The organism is Zhongshania sp. (assembly GCF_047636175.1).
Lineage (GTDB): Bacteria > Pseudomonadota > Gammaproteobacteria > Pseudomonadales > Spongiibacteraceae > Spongiibacter.
Genome location: NZ_JBLIKC010000007.1, coordinates 1 through 21,218, shown reverse-complemented (window position 1 = coordinate 21,218; position 21,218 = coordinate 1). Strand labels below are relative to the sequence as shown.

Annotated in this window: 20 protein-coding genes and 1 pseudogene; 11 read left to right on the top strand and 10 right to left on the bottom strand. The window is 48.9% G+C overall.

The window, feature by feature from the left end:
* The first annotated feature begins 199 nt into the window (after nt 1–199).
* A complete protein-coding gene (polA, locus tag ACI955_RS05370; protein WP_415242707.1) occupies nt 200–2,974 on the top strand; it encodes a DNA polymerase I in 2,775 nt (924 codons plus the stop codon).
* Nucleotides 2,975–3,134: 160 nt separating this feature from the next.
* On the opposite strand, the gene yihA is transcribed toward polA, so the two are convergent.
* A complete protein-coding gene (yihA, locus tag ACI955_RS05365) occupies nt 3,135–3,809 on the bottom strand; it encodes a ribosome biogenesis GTP-binding protein YihA/YsxC (RefSeq protein WP_415242706.1) in 675 nt (224 codons plus the stop codon).
* Between the two features lie 216 nt (nt 3,810–4,025).
* On the opposite strand from yihA, the gene ACI955_RS05360 reads away from it, so the two are divergent.
* From ACI955_RS05360 to ACI955_RS05350, 3 genes are all read left to right on the top strand, one after another.
* Nucleotides 4,026–4,286, top strand: a complete 261-nt coding sequence (locus tag ACI955_RS05360; protein WP_415242705.1) for a c-type cytochrome — start codon at nt 4,026–4,028, stop codon at nt 4,284–4,286.
* Nucleotides 4,287–4,325: 39 nt separating this feature from the next.
* Nucleotides 4,326–4,952, top strand: coding sequence for a c-type cytochrome (locus ACI955_RS05355; protein WP_415242704.1), 627 nt, complete (start codon nt 4,326–4,328; stop codon nt 4,950–4,952).
* Between the two features lie 218 nt (nt 4,953–5,170).
* Nucleotides 5,171–5,872 carry a thiol:disulfide interchange protein DsbA/DsbL gene (locus ACI955_RS05350; RefSeq protein WP_415242703.1) on the top strand — a complete coding sequence of 234 codons (702 nt, stop codon included), beginning with the start codon at nt 5,171–5,173 and terminating at the stop codon, nt 5,870–5,872.
* A gap of 91 nt (nt 5,873–5,963) precedes the next feature.
* On the opposite strand, the gene ACI955_RS05345 is transcribed toward ACI955_RS05350, so the two are convergent.
* The 7 genes from ACI955_RS05345 to ACI955_RS05315 all read right to left on the bottom strand — a co-directional run bounded on the left by ACI955_RS05345 (nt 5,964) and on the right by ACI955_RS05315 (nt 12,756).
* Nucleotides 5,964–6,983 (bottom strand): alpha-L-glutamate ligase-like protein, encoded by a 1,020-nt coding sequence (locus ACI955_RS05345; RefSeq protein WP_415242702.1) that lies wholly within the window; start codon nt 6,981–6,983, stop codon nt 5,964–5,966.
* 1 nt (nt 6,984) lies between these two features.
* Nucleotides 6,985–8,517 (bottom strand): inactive transglutaminase family protein, encoded by a 1,533-nt coding sequence (locus tag ACI955_RS05340; RefSeq protein ID WP_415242701.1) that lies wholly within the window; start codon nt 8,515–8,517, stop codon nt 6,985–6,987.
* On the bottom strand, nt 8,514–9,071 hold the full coding sequence (locus ACI955_RS05335; RefSeq protein WP_415242700.1) for an ATP-dependent zinc protease: 558 nt from the start codon (nt 9,069–9,071) through the stop codon (nt 8,514–8,516). Before ACI955_RS05335 ends, ACI955_RS05340 begins: the two co-directional genes overlap by 4 nt.
* A 113-nt stretch (nt 9,072–9,184) precedes the next feature.
* The gene (gene phrB / locus ACI955_RS05330; RefSeq protein ID WP_415242699.1) at nt 9,185–10,564 is read right to left on the bottom strand and encodes a deoxyribodipyrimidine photo-lyase; all 1,380 of its coding nucleotides are present in this window, start codon (nt 10,562–10,564) and stop codon (nt 9,185–9,187) included.
* On the bottom strand, nt 10,561–11,517 hold the full coding sequence (locus ACI955_RS05325) for a YbgA family protein (RefSeq protein ID WP_415242698.1): 957 nt from the start codon (nt 11,515–11,517) through the stop codon (nt 10,561–10,563). The genes phrB and ACI955_RS05325 overlap by 4 nt, the downstream gene beginning before the upstream one ends.
* 112 nt (nt 11,518–11,629) lie before the next feature.
* On the bottom strand, nt 11,630–12,007 hold the full coding sequence (locus tag ACI955_RS05320; protein WP_415242697.1) for a c-type cytochrome: 378 nt from the start codon (nt 12,005–12,007) through the stop codon (nt 11,630–11,632).
* A gap of 230 nt (nt 12,008–12,237) precedes the next feature.
* Nucleotides 12,238–12,756: a MarR family winged helix-turn-helix transcriptional regulator gene (locus ACI955_RS05315; RefSeq protein WP_415242696.1), complete on the bottom strand. Its 519-nt coding sequence runs from the start codon at nt 12,754–12,756 to the stop codon at nt 12,238–12,240.
* A gap of 253 nt (nt 12,757–13,009) precedes the next feature.
* Between ACI955_RS05315 and ectA the strand changes: the two genes are divergently transcribed.
* From ectA to ACI955_RS05280, 7 genes are all read left to right on the top strand, one after another.
* A complete protein-coding gene (gene ectA / locus ACI955_RS05310) occupies nt 13,010–13,534 on the top strand; it encodes a diaminobutyrate acetyltransferase (RefSeq protein WP_415242695.1) in 525 nt (174 codons plus the stop codon).
* 58 nt (nt 13,535–13,592) lie between these two features.
* The gene (gene ectB, locus ACI955_RS05305) at nt 13,593–14,867 is read left to right on the top strand and encodes a diaminobutyrate--2-oxoglutarate transaminase (protein WP_415242694.1); all 1,275 of its coding nucleotides are present in this window, start codon (nt 13,593–13,595) and stop codon (nt 14,865–14,867) included.
* Between the two features lie 108 nt (nt 14,868–14,975).
* Nucleotides 14,976–15,359, top strand: coding sequence for an ectoine synthase (locus ACI955_RS05300; protein WP_415242693.1), 384 nt, complete (start codon nt 14,976–14,978; stop codon nt 15,357–15,359).
* A gap of 47 nt (nt 15,360–15,406) precedes the next feature.
* Entirely contained in the window at nt 15,407–16,843 is a 1,437-nt protein-coding gene (locus tag ACI955_RS05295; RefSeq protein ID WP_415242692.1) for an aspartate kinase, read from the top strand.
* On the top strand, nt 16,831–17,724 hold the full coding sequence (locus tag ACI955_RS05290; protein WP_415242691.1) for a TPR end-of-group domain-containing protein: 894 nt from the start codon (nt 16,831–16,833) through the stop codon (nt 17,722–17,724). Before ACI955_RS05295 ends, ACI955_RS05290 begins: the two co-directional genes overlap by 13 nt.
* Before the next feature lie 44 nt (nt 17,725–17,768).
* Complete coding sequence (locus tag ACI955_RS05285; RefSeq protein WP_415242690.1) at nt 17,769–19,196, top strand: sodium/proline symporter; 1,428 nt, start codon at nt 17,769–17,771, stop codon at nt 19,194–19,196.
* Nucleotides 19,197–19,262: 66 nt separating this feature from the next.
* Nucleotides 19,263–19,730 (top strand): DUF3465 domain-containing protein, encoded by a 468-nt coding sequence (locus tag ACI955_RS05280; RefSeq protein ID WP_415242689.1) that lies wholly within the window; start codon nt 19,263–19,265, stop codon nt 19,728–19,730.
* A 57-nt stretch (nt 19,731–19,787) separates the two neighbouring features.
* Here the strand turns inward: ACI955_RS05280 and ACI955_RS05275 are convergent, their stop codons facing one another.
* Together ACI955_RS05275 and ACI955_RS05270 are read right to left on the bottom strand one after the other, a co-directional pair.
* Nucleotides 19,788–20,564, bottom strand: coding sequence for a TSUP family transporter (locus ACI955_RS05275; protein WP_415242688.1), 777 nt, complete (start codon nt 20,562–20,564; stop codon nt 19,788–19,790).
* Nucleotides 20,565–21,002: 438 nt separating this feature from the next.
* Nucleotides 21,003–21,218 (bottom strand): annotated as a pseudogene (locus ACI955_RS05270) (acyltransferase); the annotation flags it as partial.

Genomic DNA, 21,218 nt, shown 5'->3' with positions numbered 1-21,218 from the left:
TACGTAAGGTAACATAAGCAATTTTGATGTCTGCTTAATTTTTGTTAATTTACTGTTAATGTTGTGTGTCATTTATGTTTCACATTGTGGCGCTTGTGAAAATTAGTAACACTCTGGCTAGCTGATGATTGGCTAATGAAGAGTGTCTAGCTCGTGGTACACTGCCGTTTCTCAATAATAGACGTGCAAACTCGCTCCCATGACAGCCATAAAGCCCCTTGTTTTAGTTGACGGTTCTTCCTACCTCTACCGTGCTTTTCACGCTCTGCCGCCGCTTAACACCTCGGCAGGTCAGCCTACTGGCGCTATAAAAGGCGTTATTAATATGTTGCGGCGCTTGCAAAAGGATTACCCCGGCAGTCCTATCGCGGTGGTATTTGATGCCAAGGGTAAAACCTTCCGCGACGATATGTATTCGCAGTACAAAGCGCAGCGCCCTCCCATGCCTGATGATTTGCGGAGTCAGGTTGAGCCGATAAATGCCATTGTCGATGCTATGGGCCTACCGCGCCTGGTGATAGAAGGTGTCGAGGCCGATGACGTGATTGGCACCTTGGCCGCTCAGGCTGGCAAGGAGCGGCCTGTCTTAGTGTCGACCGGTGATAAAGACATGGCGCAGTTGGTTAATGAGCACGTCACCTTGGTCAATACCATGACGGATACCGTGATGGATATTGCGGGGGTGAATGAAAAGTTTGGAATTCCGCCGGAGCTGATTATCGATTTTTTGGCGCTGATGGGCGACAAAGTCGACAATATTCCCGGTGTTGCCGGCGTTGGTGAGAAAACCGCATTGGCGCTAATACTGGCGTTGGGCGGTCTGCATAAAATTTACGAAAATCTAGACAAAGTTCCGGATTTAGCGATACGCGGCGCTAAGGGCGTTGCCAAGAAGCTCGCAGATAGCCGCGAACAGGCATTCCTCTCCTATACGCTGGCGACGATTAAATGCGATGTGCCATTAGATGTCACGGTGCCAGATTTATTGCCGTCTGCCCCGGATAATGAGCGTTTACTAAGTTTGTTTACCGAATTTGAATTTAAAACCTGGGTGCAGGAGTTAAGTCGCAGCGCGCGTGCTGAGTCTATAGTGCAGCCGGATCTGCTTGGCGGTGATGTGGGCGGCGACGCTGCCAGTGACGCGCCTGAGCTAGCTTTTTCCGGTGAGCCAGATTACCAGCTAATACTTACCCAGCCGCACTTTGATGAGTGGCTGCAAAAGCTTAACGCTGCCACGCTGTTTGCCTTTGATACTGAAACTACCAGCCTAAACTATATGCAAGCGCGGGTAGTGGGCGTGTCTTTTGCTGTGCAAGCGGGTCAGGCCGCCTATCTACCGTTTGCTCATGATTACTTGGATGCTCCCGATCAGCTTGATGAAGCCGCTGTATTGGCAGCCTTAAAGCCTCTTCTAGAAGACGCCAGTAAGCGCAAGCTGGGCCAAAACTTAAAATACGATGCCAACGTCCTTCTCAATCACGGGATTACCCTGCGCGGCATTGCCGAAGACACCATGCTTGAGTCGTATGTCTTAGATTCTGTCGGCAGTCGCCACGACATGGATACCTTGGCCACCAAGCACCTTGGTCTCAGCACTATTCGTTTTGAAGACATTGCCGGTAAGGGGGCTAAACAGCTCACTTTTAATCAGGTTGCATTGGCGCAGGCTGGACCCTATGCGGCTGAAGATGCGGATATTACTTTGCGACTGCATTACGTCCTTTCTGCCCAACTTACCGCCAGTTCTGCGCTGATGGCGGTATATCGCGACATTGAGTTGCCATTGGTGCCGGTATTGTCGCGTATTGAGCGCAACGGTGCGTTCGTGAGTCGTGAGCTGTTGGGTAAGCAAAGCCATGAACTCGGTTTAAAGATGCAGGCTTTGGAGAAAGAGGCTTATGACTTGGCGGGTGGCGAATTTAATCTCGCCTCGCCAAAGCAACTGGGCGAAATTTTGTTTGAGCGTTTGAGCATTCCAGTAATCAAAAAGACCCCTAAGGGCGCGCCATCCACCGCCGAAGAGGTCTTGGCGGAGTTGGCCCATGACTACCCCCTGCCCAAGGTGATCCAAGAGCACCGGGGCATGGCAAAGCTTAAGTCGACGTATACCGACAAGCTACCCTTACTTATTCATCCGGTGACAGGTCGTATTCATACTTCCTATCATCAGGCCGTAACTGCGACTGGCCGGCTGTCGTCATCCGATCCGAATCTGCAAAATATTCCTATTCGCAGCGCTGAGGGGCGGCGTATCCGCCAGGCTTTTGTCGCGCCACCGGGCTATGTCATTTTGGCGGCGGATTACTCGCAGATAGAGCTGCGAATAATGGCCCATTTGTCTGGTGATCGTGGACTGATTGACGCTTTTAGTCGCCGTGAAGATATTCACAAGGCGACCGCAGCAGAGGTGTTTGGGGTTGAGCTAGAAAATGTCAGCGATGAGCAGCGCCGCAATGCCAAGGCCATCAATTTCGGGTTGATATATGGTATGTCGGCATTTGGTTTGGCTCGCCAGCTGCATATTGGCCGCAAAGAGGCGCAGGCATATATCGATTTATACTTTGAACGCTACCCCGGTGTACTAAGGTATATGGACGAAACTCGGGTGTTGGCCTCAGAGAGAGGCTATGTCGAAACCCTGTTTGGCAGGCGTTTGTACCTGCCGGAAATTAATGCCAGTAATGGTATGCGTCGGCAGGCTGCCGAGCGCACTGCGATCAACGCGCCGATGCAGGGCACGGCCGCGGATATTATCAAGCGCGCGATGATTTCTGTGGATCGCTACCTGAGTGACAGTGAGGTCGATGCCCGAATGATTATGCAGGTTCACGATGAGTTGGTCTTAGAAGTAGCGCCGGCAGCACTGGATGCAGTGCGCAAAGAGGTTGTTGCGCGAATGATGGGCGCGGCTGCGCTATCGGTGCCGTTGGAGGTCGGAGTTGGCACCGGTGACAATTGGGATGAGGCCCACTAAGTTGCATAAACGTTAATTTGCGTCTATTTTTAGAAAGCTGTTGCTCTTAAAGCATTTAGGAACAGCCCTGCGTTAGGAGACTTGTCTCCCCCTGTCTCCTTTAAGAGTAGGATTGCCCGGCTAGTTCAGCGCGCCGGGCTTTTTTGCATCTTCAAGCTACTCAAATATTACTATCAGGCTGAGATTCAGTGATTTCAGGGCTGTCGATGATTTCTATTGCGGGGATATCCAGCCACTTATCTAGCTGACTGCGAAGCGCCTGCAGGCCGTCGCCGTTGTGGGCAGAAAATAATTGCACGCTGATTAGGTCGCCGTATTCAGCGAGATCTTTGCGAACCGCCAACAAGGTCGCCGACGCTGGGCCGCGCTTAAGCTTGTCCGCTTTGGTCAGTAAAATATGCATGGGCATGGCGCTTTTGGTCGCCCAGCTGACCATTTGCTTATCGAAATCAGTGAGGGGGTGGCGAATATCCATCATTAGAACCATGCCGCTTAATGACTCGCGCTTTTGCAGATAGGCCTCAAGATTTCGCTGCCACTCGTTTTTTACTGCCAAAGGGACTTTGGCAAAGCCGTAACCGGGCAGATCGACAAGTCGTTGGCGGCCGCTATCATCCAAGATGAAAAAATTAAGCAGCTGCGTTCTACCGGGCGTTTTACTGGTTTTGGCGAGCTTTTTATTCTCAGTCAAGCGGTTGATTGCGCTAGATTTTCCCGCATTGGAGCGGCCGGCAAAGGCAACCTCCGCGCCAGAGTCGTCGGGACAGCGCATAAGGTCGGGTGAGCTTTTCAAATAGCTGGCGCGGCGGTAATTTAATGCTGGGGAGGAATCCATAATTTATCCGAGAAAAAGTGCTAAAGCAGTAGCATAATGGGGTAATAACTGGCCCCCTACGCCAAGTAGTTGTGTATAATGCCGGTGTTTTTGTGCGGGCCACTTTAGACGTTTACCAAGGCCCTAGCTTCCTGATTAATCATATTCTATAGCTGAAACTCGGAGGCTTAGATAATGCATAAAGGGTTTTTGGTTTAATTTTTTCTAGTCTCTGGTGTGTCAGCCGGCGCTGCTGAGCAGGCAATTGTAGATCGTTACAAGCCATCCTGCTATGCCTGCCACGGTTTTGGTGCGAATGGCGCGCCAAAAACAGGCGACGAAGTGGCTTGGGCGCCGCGTCTAGAAAAAGGCATGGATACCCTGCTGAAGCATACTATGGAAGGTTTTAATGCAATGCCAGCGAAGGGCCTGTGTTTCAACTGCAGTGCTGACGAGTTTCAAGCATTGATTGAGTATATGGCGACGCCTAAATCTTAGCAGTGCGACAAAATTATATTGATTAAAGAGTACGTTACAATGAATAAAACACTACTAGTGATGATTGCCGGATTAATGTTCACAGGTTCTGCTGTGGCATTGGAAGGCAACGCCAGTGCGGGCAAAGCCAAAACAGCTTCTTGCGCTGCTTGCCACGGTGCAGATGGCAATAGTGCTACGCCGATGTTTCCAAAAATGGCAGGCCAAGGCGAGCGTTACTTGATTAAACAGATTAATGATATCAAGTCTGGCGCCCGTCCCGTGGCGATGATGGCCGGTCAAGTCGACAATCTTTCTGATCAGGATATTGCAGACATCGCGGCTTATTACGCCAGCAAAACCAGTAGCACGGGTCAGGCCAACCCAGCTTTGGTAGAAAAAGGTGCTGCGATTTATCGTGGTGGTATCGCTGACCGCAGCGTACCGGCTTGCTTAGGATGTCATTCTCCTACCGGTCAGGGTATGGCTGCAGCGGGTTTCCCTGCTCTGGCTGGCCAGCATGCGGCATATATTGTTGCCCAATTGACGGCATTTCGTGCAGCAGCAGATGGTCGTGAAGGCCGTTCCAATGATGGCGATACTAAAATTATGCGTTCGGTGGCTTTCAAAATGAGCGATTCAGAAATTGAAGCGGTAGCTAGCTTCATTCAAGGCGTGCACAACTGATTGCCAGTAGATTAAAAAAGCGGCTTAGGCCGCTTTTTTTATAGCTGTTGATTATAGGCCGCATAAAAATCCGCCGGTAAATAGGGTAAGTAGATGCCAGCAAACCGGAATCATTATGGTTTAATGGGGTCACAAGCAGCTTATAACAATTTATTTATATCGGTCTGTCTTTTGCAGTTTTTGGGTGATTGGCACTATGTTTTCAATAAGGGGGCTTCATGATTAAGAAAATGTTCTCGCTGGTTAGTATGTTCAGCTTTCTATTATTAATGTCGGCGTGTAGCGATGGGTCTGAGCCCGTGTCCGCGAAAGTCGCACCGCCGGCTGCCAGTGCTGCGCAGTCTCAGCAGACTAATAGCGCCAGCAGTGGCGAGCGTTTCATTCGTATCGCGCAGCCGGTGAGAACCGCCAACCCAGATAAAATCGAAATTGTTGAAGTGTTTTGGTACGGCTGTAGTCACTGCTTCGATTTTGAGCCGATGCTAGAAGTATGGAAGAAACAGCTGCCGGCTGACGTCGATTTTAAACGCTCTCCAGCAATGTGGAACGATCTTATGGTCGTGCACGCCAAAGCCTACTACACCGCCGAGGCGCTGGGCGTACTTGATAAAGTACACGAGCCAACTTTTAATGCCATTAATGTTGATCGCAATATGTTGCGTGATGCCGATGCCTTGGCGATCTTGTTCACCACTCACTCCGATGTTAGCGAGGAAAAATTTCGTAAAACATTCGACTCTTTTGGGGTAAATAGTCAGGTGAAGCAGGCTGATGCCCGTGCGAGGTCTTACGGTATTGCCGGCACACCAGAATTGATCGTTAATGGTAAGTACCGTGTGACGGGTCGTTCTGCCGGCGGTCGTTCGGAAATGCTGAAGGTAGCTGAAGACTTGATTGCTCAGGAACGCGCTGCAAAATAAGGGGTTGTTGGACGTTTCAAATCTAGCAACCGTCTACCCGAAGCCTGCCATCAATAGCCCCTCGCGGTGTTCATAATATGAGCGCCGCCATTTAGCCTATCGCCTTATTTCCCGATTCATCACTTGCCGCTGCCACTACTAGCGGCTGGGCAAACGCTCGTTGGCAAAACGCCTGTCTTTTAGCCGGTAAGGGTTTTTTAATTCCTTTGGCTGCTAGGCGATCAATTTCATTTTCTACGCTGCGGCAGCGGGCGGCCAATCCGGCGTCATTTGCGATTTGGATATTCAACCCCGGCCTAGCGTTCAGCTCCAGCATTAAGGGCCCGCGATCCTTGTCTAGCACCATATCTACGCCTAAGTAACCCAGGCCGGTGAGTTCATAGCATTGAGTAGCCAGGGACATAAAGTTATCCCAGAACGGCAATTGCACCCCGCGCACGGGGTTGGTTGTGTCTGGGTGACTGTTGATAAATTTATTTAACCAAGTTCCGTCTAAAGTAATACCGGTGGCTAAGTCGACACCAACCCCGATGGCGCCCTGATGGAGATTAGCCTTACCGCCAGACTGGCGCGTAGGCAGTCGCAGCATGGCGAGCAGGGGGTATCCCTTCAATACAATGATTCGTATGTCTGGCACCCCTTCATAGCTGATGGCGCTGAAGATAGGGTCGGGGGTAACCCGATACTCTATAAGTGCACGGTCGCGGTGACCGCCTAGCGAGTAAATGCCGGATAAAATACCTGATAAGTGAAATTCAATATCTTCATCGCTTAGCAAGCGACCCGAGGTTGTGCGGTAATAGCCTTCAAAGCGGTCGGCGATAACGAGAATACCGTCGCCACCAGCGCCCTGCGCGGGCTTAATGACAAAGTCGCGATGGCCTTTGATGATGTCGGTGAGGCTACTGATTTGTCTGTCAGAGTCGATCACGCCATACATTGGGGGAACATGAATGCCAGCGAGTAGGGCGCGTTCTTTAGTTTTAATTTTGTCGTCAACCAGCGGATACAGATGCCGCTGGTTATAGCGCAAGACATAGTCAGCATTGCGTTGGTTGATACCCATGACGCCTTTTTTGCGCAGCTCTTTCCAAGTGCTGAATAAGGACATGTTATTTGCCTTTAATCATGGCGTTAAAACGAAATAGTTCAGTTAAGCGATAGCCTCGGTAGTGGCCTAACGCCAGCATAAGTGACATAAACACTAGCAACATGCCGGGGAAGGTAAAGACAAAATAGGCCCACGGTTCATAGGTCATCATTAGATGTGACAGGGTGGCTGCGATCAGTGTGCCGATGCCTACTTTTCCCGCATGTAAGCCGCCGCGTTCCTCCCAGACTATCGACATGCGTTCTATCGACATGGTCAAAATAACCATTGGAAATAGCGCAATGGACAAGCCTCGGTCTAACCCTAGCCGATGTCCGAGCACACTGATGAGGGCCATAATAATAACCACAAAGGTCAGCACCACCGATAGCCTCGACAGTAACTGCAAATGTAGATGCTCAAGATAGGATCGCAGCGATAGGCCGAGTGCGGTGATAACGGTGAATAAAATAATACCCCAGAAAACCTCGGTCTCTCTAAAGGCGAGACCGATTAGTACTGGGGTAAATGTACCTAGCGTCTCGAGCCCAACAACGTTTCGCAGCAGTAAAATCAGCATAACGCCAATGGGAATCATCAGAATGATTTCAAATGTCTGCTGCGACTGCAGGGGCAGGTCGTATAGCGACAGAGCCCAAAACTTGTTCTCTTTGCGCTCGGCTATAGATTGCGCCAGCATGATTGAATTCATGGTTTTTTGGTTGGCAGTTACTTCAATCTTTAGATTGCGACCGCCTTCAACCGTAGCCATGGGCTCATCACCCGTCCACCATACCAGGCGGTCACTGGGTAGTCCCTGGGTGCCGGTTTCTGGATTGAAGTAGAGCCAGCGTTTACCGTTGTAGCTGCGCATCCACAATTCGGAAGATTGCGCGACGCTACTGACTAGCCGCAGAGTGTGAACACGTTCAACTGGGATGTGGGCAGAGGACAGCAACAGCTCCAGTACTCTGGATTTATTGTCTTGGGTGTAGACATTGCCCAATAACAAGCGCGCATTGTCGTTACTGGGTTCGTTGATAAGTTTGATTGCTTCGCGAATAAAGGTTTCGATATCGGCGGAGTGCTCGCGAATGGGTTTTAGAAGGGCATCTACCGCCACTTTTTCAACTCCGATGAGTTCGGGGCTTTCGCTGAACTGTGGGCCGGGCTCAGATTCAGAGAAGCGAGAATTACTGCGCTGGGTAAGCATCAAGCGGTAGAAGAGTTGCTGGTTGCCTTCGGCACGGCGCGCTGACCACACTGCTTGGCGATTATCACCGACAATATCGGTATTCACGCCGTAACTTTTAGAAATAAAGCTTTCGTTCAGCGTAATAAACTTGCTCCACGCCGGCGGCACATACATCTGTACTTTTACCGGGCCATTGTCGCGGGCGTTAAAGCTAAGCTTGGTATCAATTACCCACACCGGTTCGGTGGTATCTGAAGAGATAGGAATATTAAGCACAAAGATCTGCCATGCGGTGCTGCCGGCGCCAATGAGGAGTAGTGCCAGTGCTAAGACCCTGACATGCAGTTTAACGCCCTTCATTCTTTTTGCCTCTTGGACTTATCTTGTTTGGCGCAGAGTGTTTTGTCCTGCAGGTATTTCTTACTAGGATCGACTAGCGCCTTAAATGCGGTAAGTGGCTCTGAGCCGACCAGCATAGGTTTAGAAAACTGTCGGCGGTCAGCTAAGTTAACTTCAACCTTGTGCGAGTCGCCGCCAATGCACAGTGTCAACTCTAATACCGGCCGGCGAGTATAATCCTTTTCGTCTTCGTCGTAGTCAGACGCGCGGCGTTTAATGCGGATATGTTTGCTGAGCGGTAGGCTCACGGATCGAAGCGTTTCATCAGGCAACACCAAATCAAAATGAACGATGTCGTCGCCGTCCCCTTTCACCTTTTCTACTTGGGCATTAATCGCATTGATTGAGGCGCTTTCTGCGCCAGTATCGATTTTAGCCTTGTAGCCCACCCCCAACTCTTCGATATATACGAATTCGCTCAAGCCGAATATCTGGTGAGCAGATTCTCCCGCTTGGGTTGTTGCGGTGAATAAAATGGCACTAGTCAGTAGTAGCGTAAACAAGGCTAATCGCACGGTCTCTCCTTTTGATTTTATTGTGCTCCCACGCGTACATAGAATAGATTAGCTCAAGTGCTGTTAGCCAGCGCAGGTCTCTCCGCGGAGCAATTAAAATTGCCTTAGTGTGCTTAGTCCCGTATTGCTTTAAAAAGTGCGAGGGTAATATTTCGCCTTTCTTTGTGATCGACAATGGGGGCTGGATAACTCAGAGAGGCTGGTGGTTCGTGTATGTGCTTTCCCTGCAGGCCAGCTAGCTCTGGAACGTAGTGCCGAATAAAGTGACCGTCGGCATCAAATCGCTGGCCTTGGGTGGTCGGGTTAAAAATACGAAAGTAGGGCGCGGCGTCGGTACCGGTAGAGGCCGCCCACTGCCAGCCGCCGTTGTTTGATGCAAAATCTGCATCGATGAGATTTTCTAAAAAGTGGTGCTCTCCCCAGCGCCAATCTATTTGCAGATCCTTGCAAAGAAAGGATGCGGTAATCATTCTGAGTCGGTTGTGCATCCACCCAGTTTGGGCGAGTTGGCGCATTGCCGCATCCACGATGGGGTAGCCGGTGCGCCCTTCGCGCCAAGCGTCGTAGAGCGCTTGGTCGTTTGGCCAAGGTATCGCCTCTGTCGCAGATTGAAAGGCACGCCCTTTTACCACTCGCGGAAAATGGTAGGCAACATGGCGATAGAATTCCCTCCAGAGCAGCTCATTTAACCAAGTGCCGGCATCACTTTTAGAATCCCAGATATCTTCGCCGCATTCCTGCTGGAGGCGAGCCAGGCATTGCCGCGGGCTTATTAAGCCCAGCGCTAAAGCCGCGGAAAGGCGAGAGGTGCCTTCGATTTCAGGAAAATCTCGATGTTTTTTATAGTCGCCGGCCCGTTCAGCGCAAAATTCACGTAGTTGTCGTAACACTGCCTCTTCGCTCGCCGGCCAGGCCGACGAATCTTTTTCTTCGCCGAAAACGGGGCAAGACGTTGCGATGGCGCCTTCGGACAAAGTCTTAGCGGACGGGCGGCGCTGCACCCGAGGAAAATGAGTGGCTAGGGCTTCACGACAACGTCTTGAGAAGGGTGTAAAGACCTTATAAGGCAGGCCATCCGCTTTGCCGATGCTAAGCGGGCTGAGGAAGCTGTCATCAATCAAATGCAGTGGTAATTCAAGTTGTACAGCGCAGTCTTTATCCCGCTGTATTTCATCGACCAGCCATTCCTTGTGGGCGTAAATTGCACTGATGTCATGCTGTCGACAATAGTTGCTTAAACACTCGGGGGCGTCTTTGAAGTGTTCGGCATTGATGATGTCTAGCGGTATGCCAATAGCGGCAAGCTGCTGTCCTAGCTCATCTAGCGCTCTGCGTAAAAAATGACGCCGAATCGGCGCTGTCACGTGCTCGTCTAATTGTTGCGGGCAAAGCAGGTAAACCGCGCGAACGTTCTGCTGATCGTTGCAGGCAGTAGTGAGTGCGGGGTGATCTAAACTGCGTAAGTCGTTTCGAAACCAAACAAGTGCGGTCATAGTGATAGCCCAATACGCAGCTTTAAGTCATATGGATAAGGCATAAAATAATATTGATCCAATAAATATTCGACTTGGTATTTTTTTAAAAACATACCCAGTATTTCCAGAAGTGCTAATAAAGACAGCAGGCCAACAGAGTAATTGCTAATAATACTGCTCAGTTGTGCCTTGTCTCCGGCATCAAGATAGTCCTTAAAGAAGCCCTTGATATGCATCAAGGCATTAGTGTGATTTTTTACGCTAGCGGGATGCCGTATGGCCGCCATAAACTTTTTGATATAGCGATCTGCATGGTCATTAAGGTCAGTTGCTTCCGCTACAATTGGCCCGAGTTCACGGCAGATTGGCTGATTGTGAGCCAGGAGTAGAAACTTGTGTCGTCGGTGAAAATCTTGCAGTCGTTTTGCCGAGAGCTCTTCGGCCATCATAGCTTGCCAGCGCAAGTAAGCGACAACCCGCAAGACGAAATTTTCTCTCAGATGAACATCGATAAGGCGGCTATTTTCCTCTACGGGCAGTAAAGGCTGCGCGGCCATCAGCTGCTTGGCGAAAAGCCCGACACCAATTTTACCTAGGCTGATACCACTTTCGGAGTAAACCGGAACTCTTGCCATGCCACAGGTTGGTGATTTCGCGCACAGAATATGACCGCTGATATAATCGAGTTTGGTCGCAGTATCACGTGCAAAAGTGGTCATTTTATCGGTGACTTCAAGATTGCTATCGGTGCTGCCGACCAGACGCGGATTTTCAGGGTCGCCCGCAAGTTGGATTGTAGGTCGTGGTACGCCCATACCGATCGCTTTTTCGGGACAGATTTTAACAAATTCAAAGTGCCGCGATAGTTCATCAGAGGCAAACGGTAGTCGTTTGTGGCCGCCATCGTAATGCACGTGATCACCTAGCAGGCAGGGGCTAATGCCAACGCGGACAGCAGGAGTCTCATTCATGACGTTGATATATCCTTGGTCAGTGCTATTAGCTTAAATGCTACGCATTGAGCTTAGTTGCAGATCAGGAACACTGCGATAAGCACCTTGTCACCGTTAATGATGCTTTTGACTAATCACTTTGCCCAGCGAGGAATAAAATAAGCTTGGTGAAATCTTCTTCGCTGCAGTCCATACACATCCCATTAGCGGGCATACTGCCGATACCGTTGATGGTATTGTAAAGTAAGACGTTTATGCCTTTTTGCACGCGTGGCGCCCACTCAGCAATATTGCCGGTGCGAGGAGCCATACCTGCACCAGAGCTGTGGCAGCCATAGCAACTCTGTATATATACGGTTTTAATTGCCGGATCGGCGGGCATTAGGCTCCGGCTAGATTGGACCGGGCTGCTGGCTGCGGCATTGGGATCGGGAGTGCAGGCGGCGAGGCTGGTCAGCAGGGTGCAAGCGAATATCATGTTGAGATAGTTACTAGGTTTAAAACGCATAAGAAAGACGCCTGTCGTGATTTTTATGACGACGATAGTTTAACCGTGAATATGACGTCTTGTCTTTATCATCCCCGGCAATCAGAAGTTAAGGACCGGATTTGCACAAGATAACTGGCTATTGGTGTTTTTGACGATCAGCTATTGATAGATTCCTGCCCTCATCAGTTCCGCTACTGACGGCATAGGTCGTTACTATAAGGGCAATAATTTGAGCCGCTTAAGTAACCCTAGCTTTCGTCGTCATCAAAATCGAAGCCACGGCCTTCATCGCCGCTTTGTCGATCAATTGCGCCCACGTCCAGCAACGGCGCGGCATCAATATGCTGAGCGTCCATCATGTGAGCAACGCGCTGCAGTGCGCTAATGATTTGAGTTTGCTCCCAATCCTGAAGATCACTGAACTGGCGAATAAAATAATCTTGGAGGGGCATGGGTGCATTTCGTATTAAGTCGTTACCCGCCTCGGTTAGGCAGGCAAAAACCTTGCGTTTATCTTGCCGAGAACGCTCCCGCATTACTAGGCCCCGCTTCTCTAAGCGGTCGAGAATACTGGTGACGGTGGCTTGGCTGAGGCTAATTTGGTTAGCGACGTCGCTAATAATGGCATCGCCTTGATCCCTCAGGGTTTGCAGAATAAGCATCTGTGGTGCGGTAAGGCCTGCGGTTTTCATGAGGTGCTTGGAGTGCAGATCAATGGCCCGGGTTACTCGTCGGAGCGAGATCAATACTTCGTCGATTCTGTTCATTTCAATCTTCTTGGATTTCTTTAGCACCCCAATGGCAGTGACTTGGGACCGAATTTACACCTGACATGCTACGCCATTGTCAATGCCTTGGCTTGGACTTATGTGCCCAAATCGTCTATAATGCTTCGTGTACTAAGCAATTAATCAGGAGGTTGGGTTCACAATTTAGTGATTAAATAAGATATAAAGCGATAAAAACACTGCTTTTTATACTATTTGCTTATTAAATTAAGTTGAACACTAATAAACTTTGTTGAAATCAAATAGCGCGATGCATGCCGACGCTACCCCGCTTCATTTCCGCCAGCCAACGGCGGAAGACGGCTTTGCCCTAAATCAGTTAGTGGCGGCCAGTCCCCCACTTGATACTAATTCTGTCTACTGCAATTTGCTGCAATGCACGCATTTCGCAGCAACATCGGTCGCAGTTGAAAATGGTGGTCGTTTGGTGGGTTTTATATCAGCCCACTACCTGCCAGAAAAAAGCGATACGGTATTTGTTTGGCAGGTTGTGGTCGATAAGTCTCAGCGCGGCCGTGGTCTGGCAAAAAAAATGTTGATGGAAATTATAAAGCGCTCGGCCTGTGAGGGAGTGAGTTTTTTGGAAACCACTATCACGCCTGACAACGAGGCGTCGTGGGCGCTGTTCCGCAGCTTTGCCCGCGACTTGCAAACAGAATTGAATCACAGCATCTGGTTTGAAAAAGATGCACATTTTGGGGGCCAGCACGATAGCGAAGCGCTGCTGCGCATAGGACCATTTTCTGCACCGGCATAAGCTTAGGCTTGCGCGTGCGATAACAAATTTAACTTAGTAAATGATGCTAGGAGTGAATATGAATATCTTTGACAGGCTTGAATCAGAAGTACAATCATACGCCCGATCTTTTCCGGTGACCTTCGACAAGGCCCAAGGTGAGCATTTATACGACACCGACGGTAAAAAATATATCGACTTTCTCGCCGGTGCCGGCACGCTTAACTATGGCCATAACAACCCAGTATTAAAGCAAGCACTTGTCGATTACATCATGCGCGACGGTATTACTCACGGCCTAGACATGCACACCTCAGCTAAAGCTGACTTCTTGCAAGTGTTCAACGAGCATGTCTTGGCACCACGTGATATGGAGTATACCTTTCAATTTACCGGGCCTACCGGCACTAACGCAGTAGAGGCGGCGTTAAAACTGGCGCGTAAAGTGACGGGCCGTACTTCTGTTGTCTCTTTTACCAATGGTTTTCACGGCGTGACTCTTGGCGCAGTTGCCGCGACAGGTAATAGTCATCATCGCGGCGGCGCAGGTGTTGCGCTCGGTGATATAAGCCGTATGCCATATTGTGGCTACTATGGTCGTGATGCTGATAGTCTCAAGATGATGGATAAACTGCTATCGGATCCGTCGTCAGGTGTTGATCTTCCTGCGGCAATGATTGTTGAGCCAGTGCAGGGCGAGGGTGGCTTAAATGTTGCTAACAACGATTGGTTGCGTGGTTTGGAAAAACTATGCCGCAAGCACGAGATATTATTGATTGTTGATGATATTCAGTCGGGCTGTGGTCGCACTGGCACCTTCTTTAGTTTTGAGGGCAGCGGCATCAAGCCAGATATTATTACTATGTCTAAATCACTAAGTGGCTACGGTCTGCCGTTTGCGATTGTACTGCTCCGTCCTGACATAGATGTATGGGAGCCAGGCGAACATAACGGTACTTTCCGTGGTAACAACCATGCATTCGTTACCGCTTCGGCAGCGATTCGACACTACTGGACGGATGACAAGTTTGCAGCTGAGATTGTTGAGAAGTCAGCTATTGTTAGTCATTGCTTTAAGAAAATTTCTGATCGCTATGGTGTTACTCAGCTGCAGCCTAAAGGCCGCGGTATGATGCAGGGCCTGGCGTGTCGCGATGGCGCAACCGCTGATGAAATTGGCCATGCCTGCTTTGAACGTGGTTTAGTTATTGAGACTTGCGGTAATCATGGACATGTCGTCAAAGTGTTCTGTCCGCTGACTATTGAAAAGAGTGAATTGATGCGTGGCCTAGATATTCTCACCGAAGCTATTGCCGAAGTGTTGGGCAAAGTGGTCATTAAAAAAGCATCTTAAACAATTGAAATTGGGGAATTCTTCTGCGGGTTTAAGCTGTGAAGAAGCGCTCATTAACGGTCGATTTATACCGCCTGTGGGCGGTATAGTATTCAGGAAGGAAGTCGAATGATTGTTAGAACCTTGGAAGAATGCAAAAACTCAGAACGCTGTGTGACTACTGATACGTGGCAGAGTGTGCGAATGATTTTGAAAAATGACAGCATGGGTTTCTCCTTTAATATCACCACTATTTTTGCCAATACTGAAACGCCTATTCACTACCAAAATCATCTAGAATCGGTTTACTGCATGGCTGGTAATGGTGAGATTGAAACTGTAAACGACGGCAAAATTTATAAACTAGAAGCGGGCACGGTTTACCTTCTAGATAAGCACGACAAACATTTATTACGCGGTGGAAGTGAAGATATGCAAATGGCCTGTGTGTTCAATCCACCACTTAGCGGTAAGGAAGTGCACGACGAAAACGGCGTGTATCCTGTCGATTAATCTGCTGAAAGCCGGAAGTTAATTTCAGTTATTCAACGGAGACAAAAATGACACATACAGTAGAGAAAATTGGCGGTACCTCGATGACTAATTACGAGGCGGTCAGAGATAATATCATTCTCGAGGGTGGTGAAAATGGCCAGATTTATGGGCGCATATTTATTGTATCTGCCTACGGTGGAGTAACAGATTTATTGCTGGAAAATAAGCGTAATAGTCACCCCGGTGTCTACGCGTTGTTTGCCGACGATAATGTGGAAACACTTTGGCGAGGCGCCTTGAGCATGGTGGGTGAGACGCTTAAGGAGATCAATGCGGGCTTATTTCCTGATGTGGAGCAACTTGAAGAGGCGAATAAATATATCGAAAGTCGCCTGTTCGAAGCAGAGCGCTGCATGGATAATCTACACCGTCTTTGTCAGCACGGTCACTTTGGCCTTGACGATCACCTTTTGACAGTGCGGGAAATGCTAGCCAGTATTGGCGAAGCTCACAGTGCCTGGAATACCGCGAGGCTGCTAAAGCGCGACGGTATTAATGCTCGTTATGTTGATCTCTCTGGTTGGCGCGCGGATGAAGCCTTGCCGCTAGATGACCATATTCGGGAAGCGCTTGCCGGTATAGATTTAACAACGACGCTGCCTATTGTTACCGGTTACGCACATTGTAAAGAGGGCCTTATGGCCAGCTTCGATCGCGGCTATAGTGAAATGACCTTTAGTCGCATGGCGGTGATTACTGGCGCACGTGAGGCGGTAATTCATAAAGAGTATCATCTTAGCAGTGCCGATCCGCGCTTGGTGGGTGCCGATAAAGTAGTACCGATAGGGCGTACAAATTATGACGTGGCTGATCAACTGGCCAACTTAGGTATGGAGGCTATTCACCCTCGGGCAGCAAAGGGCTTACGTCAGCAGAATATCGCCTTGAGAGTGAAAAATACGTTTGACCCTAATCATTCTGGTACTTTAATCGACTGTGATTATCGCAGCGAAAAGCCCTGTGTTGAAATTATTGCCGGTCGTAAGCAGGTTTATGCCTTAGAGGTATTTGATCAAGACATGGTGGGTTCACTGTGGCAATACGAGCAGAAGATACTTGCGGCTATCGAGCGCTTTAAAGGTGTTGTTATCACCAAAGATATTAACGCCAATACTATCACTAACTACCTTGGTGTTAATTTAAAAACGGTTAAACGCATTGTCAGCGCAGTAAAAGAGCTATTTCCTAGTGCCGAAGTTAGCACTCGTAAAGTCGCTATAATTTCTGCTATCGGCAGTGATATGCAGGTACCTGGTATGTTGGCTAAAACGGTATCGGCATTGGCGTCTGCAAATATTAGTGTACTGGCAATGCATCAGTCGATGCGTCAAGTCGATATGCAGTTTGTTGTTAACGAAGATGATTATGAAATAGGTGTAGCCAGTTTGCACCGCTGTCTCGTTGAAGTACATGATCATGGCGAGGCGATATGCGCGGCTTAGTAAAAAGTATTCTGGTTTTGGTTTTTTTTTCTAATTCGCTGATGCTCTCAGCGGAAACCGCCCTTAGCGCTAACGACGGCGATGTGGACGCAGGGATTGATAATCTGAGCGAGCAGTTATACACCCCTTTTATTGAGCGCTATATGCTCGATGAAATCCGTAGCTTGCGTATTGATCTGGAGCGTTCGCATCGTGAACTATCTGCCGAGGTAGTTGACCGCGAATTGATGGCCGCGGACAAAGCTATTTCCTACTCGGCTAATACCGTCACCTATTTTTTCTACCTTATTGCTGCAGTGAGTTCTGCACTGGTTGTTATCGGCTGGAACTCGGTTCGCGATATTAAAGAGAAGGTCCACAAAGTTGCCAGTGACCAGGTTGGTGATCTTGTTAGTGAATATGAAAAACGTTTGCGGACGATAGAGAAACAATTAAAGCAAGAAACGGCTCATATCGAATCGAATCGCGAAGAAATTAACCTCACCCAAGAAATCCACTCCCTGTGGTTGCGAGCCAGTCAGGAAGCAAGCCCGGTAGGTAAGATCGTTATTTACGATCAAATTCTCGCCTTGCGAAAAGACGATATAGAAGCGATTACCTATAAAGCTGACGCGGCACTTGACCAGAACGAACCACAGTGGGCAATCAGTTTATGTCATCAAGCGCTGGCTTTAGATGAAACTAATGCACACGCTTTTTATCAGCTAGCTTGCGCGCATACTTGTCAGGGTAATTTAGATGAGGCCGCGCGTTATTTTGCATACGCGGTAGTACAGTCTGAGTCTTATCGCGACGAATTGCATCGTGACCCCGCGTTGTCGGAGCTGCGAGAGCACCCCCTACTTATTGAGTTACTCGCGCCTACAACAGTAGCCGCTTGAGCGATTACTGACACCTAAAGATCGCAAACATCACGGAATTAATTATGATAACAGCCTGGAGTTTTGCCGCCTTTCTCAGTATTTTCGTGCTTATTGGCCTGTCATCGGTGTATTTCAATACCCATAGTAGTAAAGACTACTATCTTGCCAGCAATACAGTTAAGCCTTGGTTGGTGGGCTTATCTGCGGTGGCGACCAATAACAGCGGATATATGTTTATTGGCGTGATTGGCTATACCTATACGGTAGGCCTGTCGGCGTTTTGGGTGATGGCCGGGTGGATTTTGGGTGACTATATTGCCTCACACTTCGTACACCGCAAATTACGCGGTATGACCGAAAAAACCGGTGAGGTTAGTTATCTGGGCGTACTAGCAAACTGGAACGGCGCTATATTGCCGGGTTACCAGCGCCTTGCTGCGCTGATTTGTCTACTACTACTCACCGCCTACGCTGCCGCACAGCTACTTGCCGGCAGCAAAGCACTACATGTCCTGTTTGACTGGCCGATGTGGGCTGGTGCCGCATGTGGTGCGGTATTAGTTGCCGCTTATTGCCTAGCGGGTGGTATTCGGGCATCAATTTGGACGGACGCGGCACAATCTTTTGTGATGATTTCTGCGATGGCCGTTCTTATGTGGGTGGCGATTGCTAACTTGGGCGGTGTTAGTTCTACTATTAACGCACTGCAAGATGTACCAAATTACATGGATTGGTTTCCTGAGGATCTCGCTTTTCCGGGCGCCTTCGGCGCTGCGTTATTTGCGCTAGGGTGGTTATTTGCCGGTCTTTCGGTGGTTGGCCAGCCCCACGTCATGGTGCGTTTTATGGCGCTTAGTAATAACGATGACATGAGCCGTGCAAGGATGTGGTACTACTTGTGGTTTGTGGCATTTTATTTAATGGCGACGACAGTGGGTCTATTGTCGCGTTTGTATTTACCGGAGGTCGGTAGTTTTGATGCTGAGTTGGCTCTGCCAACGATGGCGCAGACGCTGCTGCCACCGGTTCTAGTTGGCTTAATTCTCGCCGGTATTTTCGCAGCGACCCTGTCAACCGCAGACTCCTTAATTTTAAGCGCGTCGGCCTCGTTTACCCACGATTTAATGCCCAAAAATATTGAGCGGCCTTTTTTGATTAAAGCCGCTACGCTGGGAGTGTGTATCTTAGCCTTGGCTTGGGCGCTACTCAGTGCACAAAGTGTCTTTGCGATGGTGGTCATGGCGTGGTCGGGCTTGGCCAGTGCCTTTGTTCCCATGTTGGCGGTGCTAATCTTTGGTGGTCGTCCCGGTCAGGGCACCGCTATTGTGATGAGCTGTGTAGGTATATCAACGGCCCTGATCTGGCGCTTCCTAGATTTACATAATATGGTTTACGAAGGTTTGCCGGGTATTGCTGCGGGTGTACTGGTTTATTGGCTGGCGAAGCTATTTACTAAAAAGACTACGCTCGCGCCAGCACTTAATAAATAAAAGCAATGAAGGGCTGGTCGCTGCGGTATAAACTCGATGTGAAATATCGCATCGAGTGCTAATGCTATGAAGAAATGGATTTTTACCGCGCTGTTAGTGGCGGGTTTGTACACCGCTTATCAGCAAAATCCGTATTCCCTTGATAAGCTAAATCCGGCCTTGCCGGCTGAGTTAGCGCTTGATAATAATGGAGCTACTACAGATAGTAGCCGAATAGCAGCCGCTTATTCACATCAGCTCAGTGATATTCAAGTTGGCGGTAGCGGTCGTGTCATTAAAATACTTGCCGACGATACTAAAGGCAGTCGCCATCAAAAATTTATTCTTAAACTCGCCTCAGGCCAAACGCTATTGGTCGCACACAATATTGATTTAGCCCCTCGCCTGGCAGATTTACAGATGGGCGAGAACGTTGCATTTTATGGCGAGTATGACTGGAATAAACTGGGCGGGGTCTTGCATTGGACCCACCATGATCCGGCCGGTCGGCATATCGGTGGCTGGTTGGAATATCGCGGCCGACGTTATCAGTAGAGTCAATAAGACATTAATGGTGTTTTCGAAACCATCGAGAGAGTAGATTATGACCTGTTAGCCTTTAAGCGCTTGCCATAATCCCAGTGCACTAATAATCAGCAGGGTCACTCCCAAAACCCTAAAAAATACGGGTGTTTCAGCGTCAAGCATTCGCTGATGAAAGCGCAGGCCAATAAAGTGGCCGATGGCAGCACATGGCAGTAGCCACAAATGGTGAATTAGCTGCAAGCTCACCCCTGCGTATATAAACGCAGCAAGCTTGATACTGACCAAAATAAACCATAGCGCGAATAAGGTGTCACGCAGATGTTCACGTGCGACGTGTTGGGCGGCCACAGCAATAATTAACGGTGCACCAATCAGGGACGTACCGCTGATATAGCCGCCGGCCATCAAAAAGATCGCATCGACAGATTTATTATTACTTTTGAATGGTTTGTTTACGATGTAGGTCACAGCGTAGACCGACACTACCACAAAAATAATGATACTTAGTATATTGGCAGGCATGGTGATTAAGCCGAAGACCCCAAGTAACTTAGGCACGATCATGATTGCTAGTATATATCTGAGATACACCCAGTCGACGGTGCTTCTATGATTGCGATTTGCCGCCGTTGATTTACGATTATTCAACACTAGGGTGATGGCCGAGAAGAATAATAGTTGCACCGAAATTAATGGCAGAAACACTAGGGGCTGCTTGTATACTAATAGTAGGAAAGGCAGCGACAATACGGCTCCGCCAAAGCCAAGTCCAGAGCGGACAAACCCGCTCCAGATGAAAATTAAGCCAATGAGCAGGTATTGATAGAAGTGTAGATCTGACATGGACACCCGCTGGTGGTTAGTAAGCTATATGGTGGTGTTCGCGAAGTTTATAGCTCGCAGCAATGTGTAACGATGGTGCTCGCCGAGCACTTCTCAATATTTATTTTCGCATTCCTGCCGTCGCCTATAGCTAATAAAGATAAACGGCGTAATCTGACAAGCAGCACTAGCGCTGCGGTAGTATGTCCAAAGATCTATTCGCTATATCGGCAGATAATGTCAAAATGAAGCTATCGCCTCAATGAATGGAGTTCGTCTAATGAGTAAAGAAAAAAAGAGTAATAAAGAACCGAAGAAGAAGCCGTTGCTGACGCAAAAGGAGAAAAAACTGGCTAAGAAGTCGAAAGGGGATACAACTAAAAGCTCGCCTTTTTCTTGATAAATAGTTAAAAACCTATACCCCGGTGCGTTGCAGCCTATGCTCCGCACCCAAAATGCTTACTTGCTAGGTTTGTGAAGCTCTTCCAATAGATGATTTTTGTGCTCCCACAGCTCAGATACCCACTGCTGAAATTCCGTCCTAAATTGCTGATCGCTCAAATAGTCGCGGCTTAAAAACTGCGATGGAATAGTTTGTCGTTCAATACGAATAACCACCTTGTTTATTCGGCCAGATAGAAAGTGCCAAATACTGCGATCGTCGCTGGGGTAGTG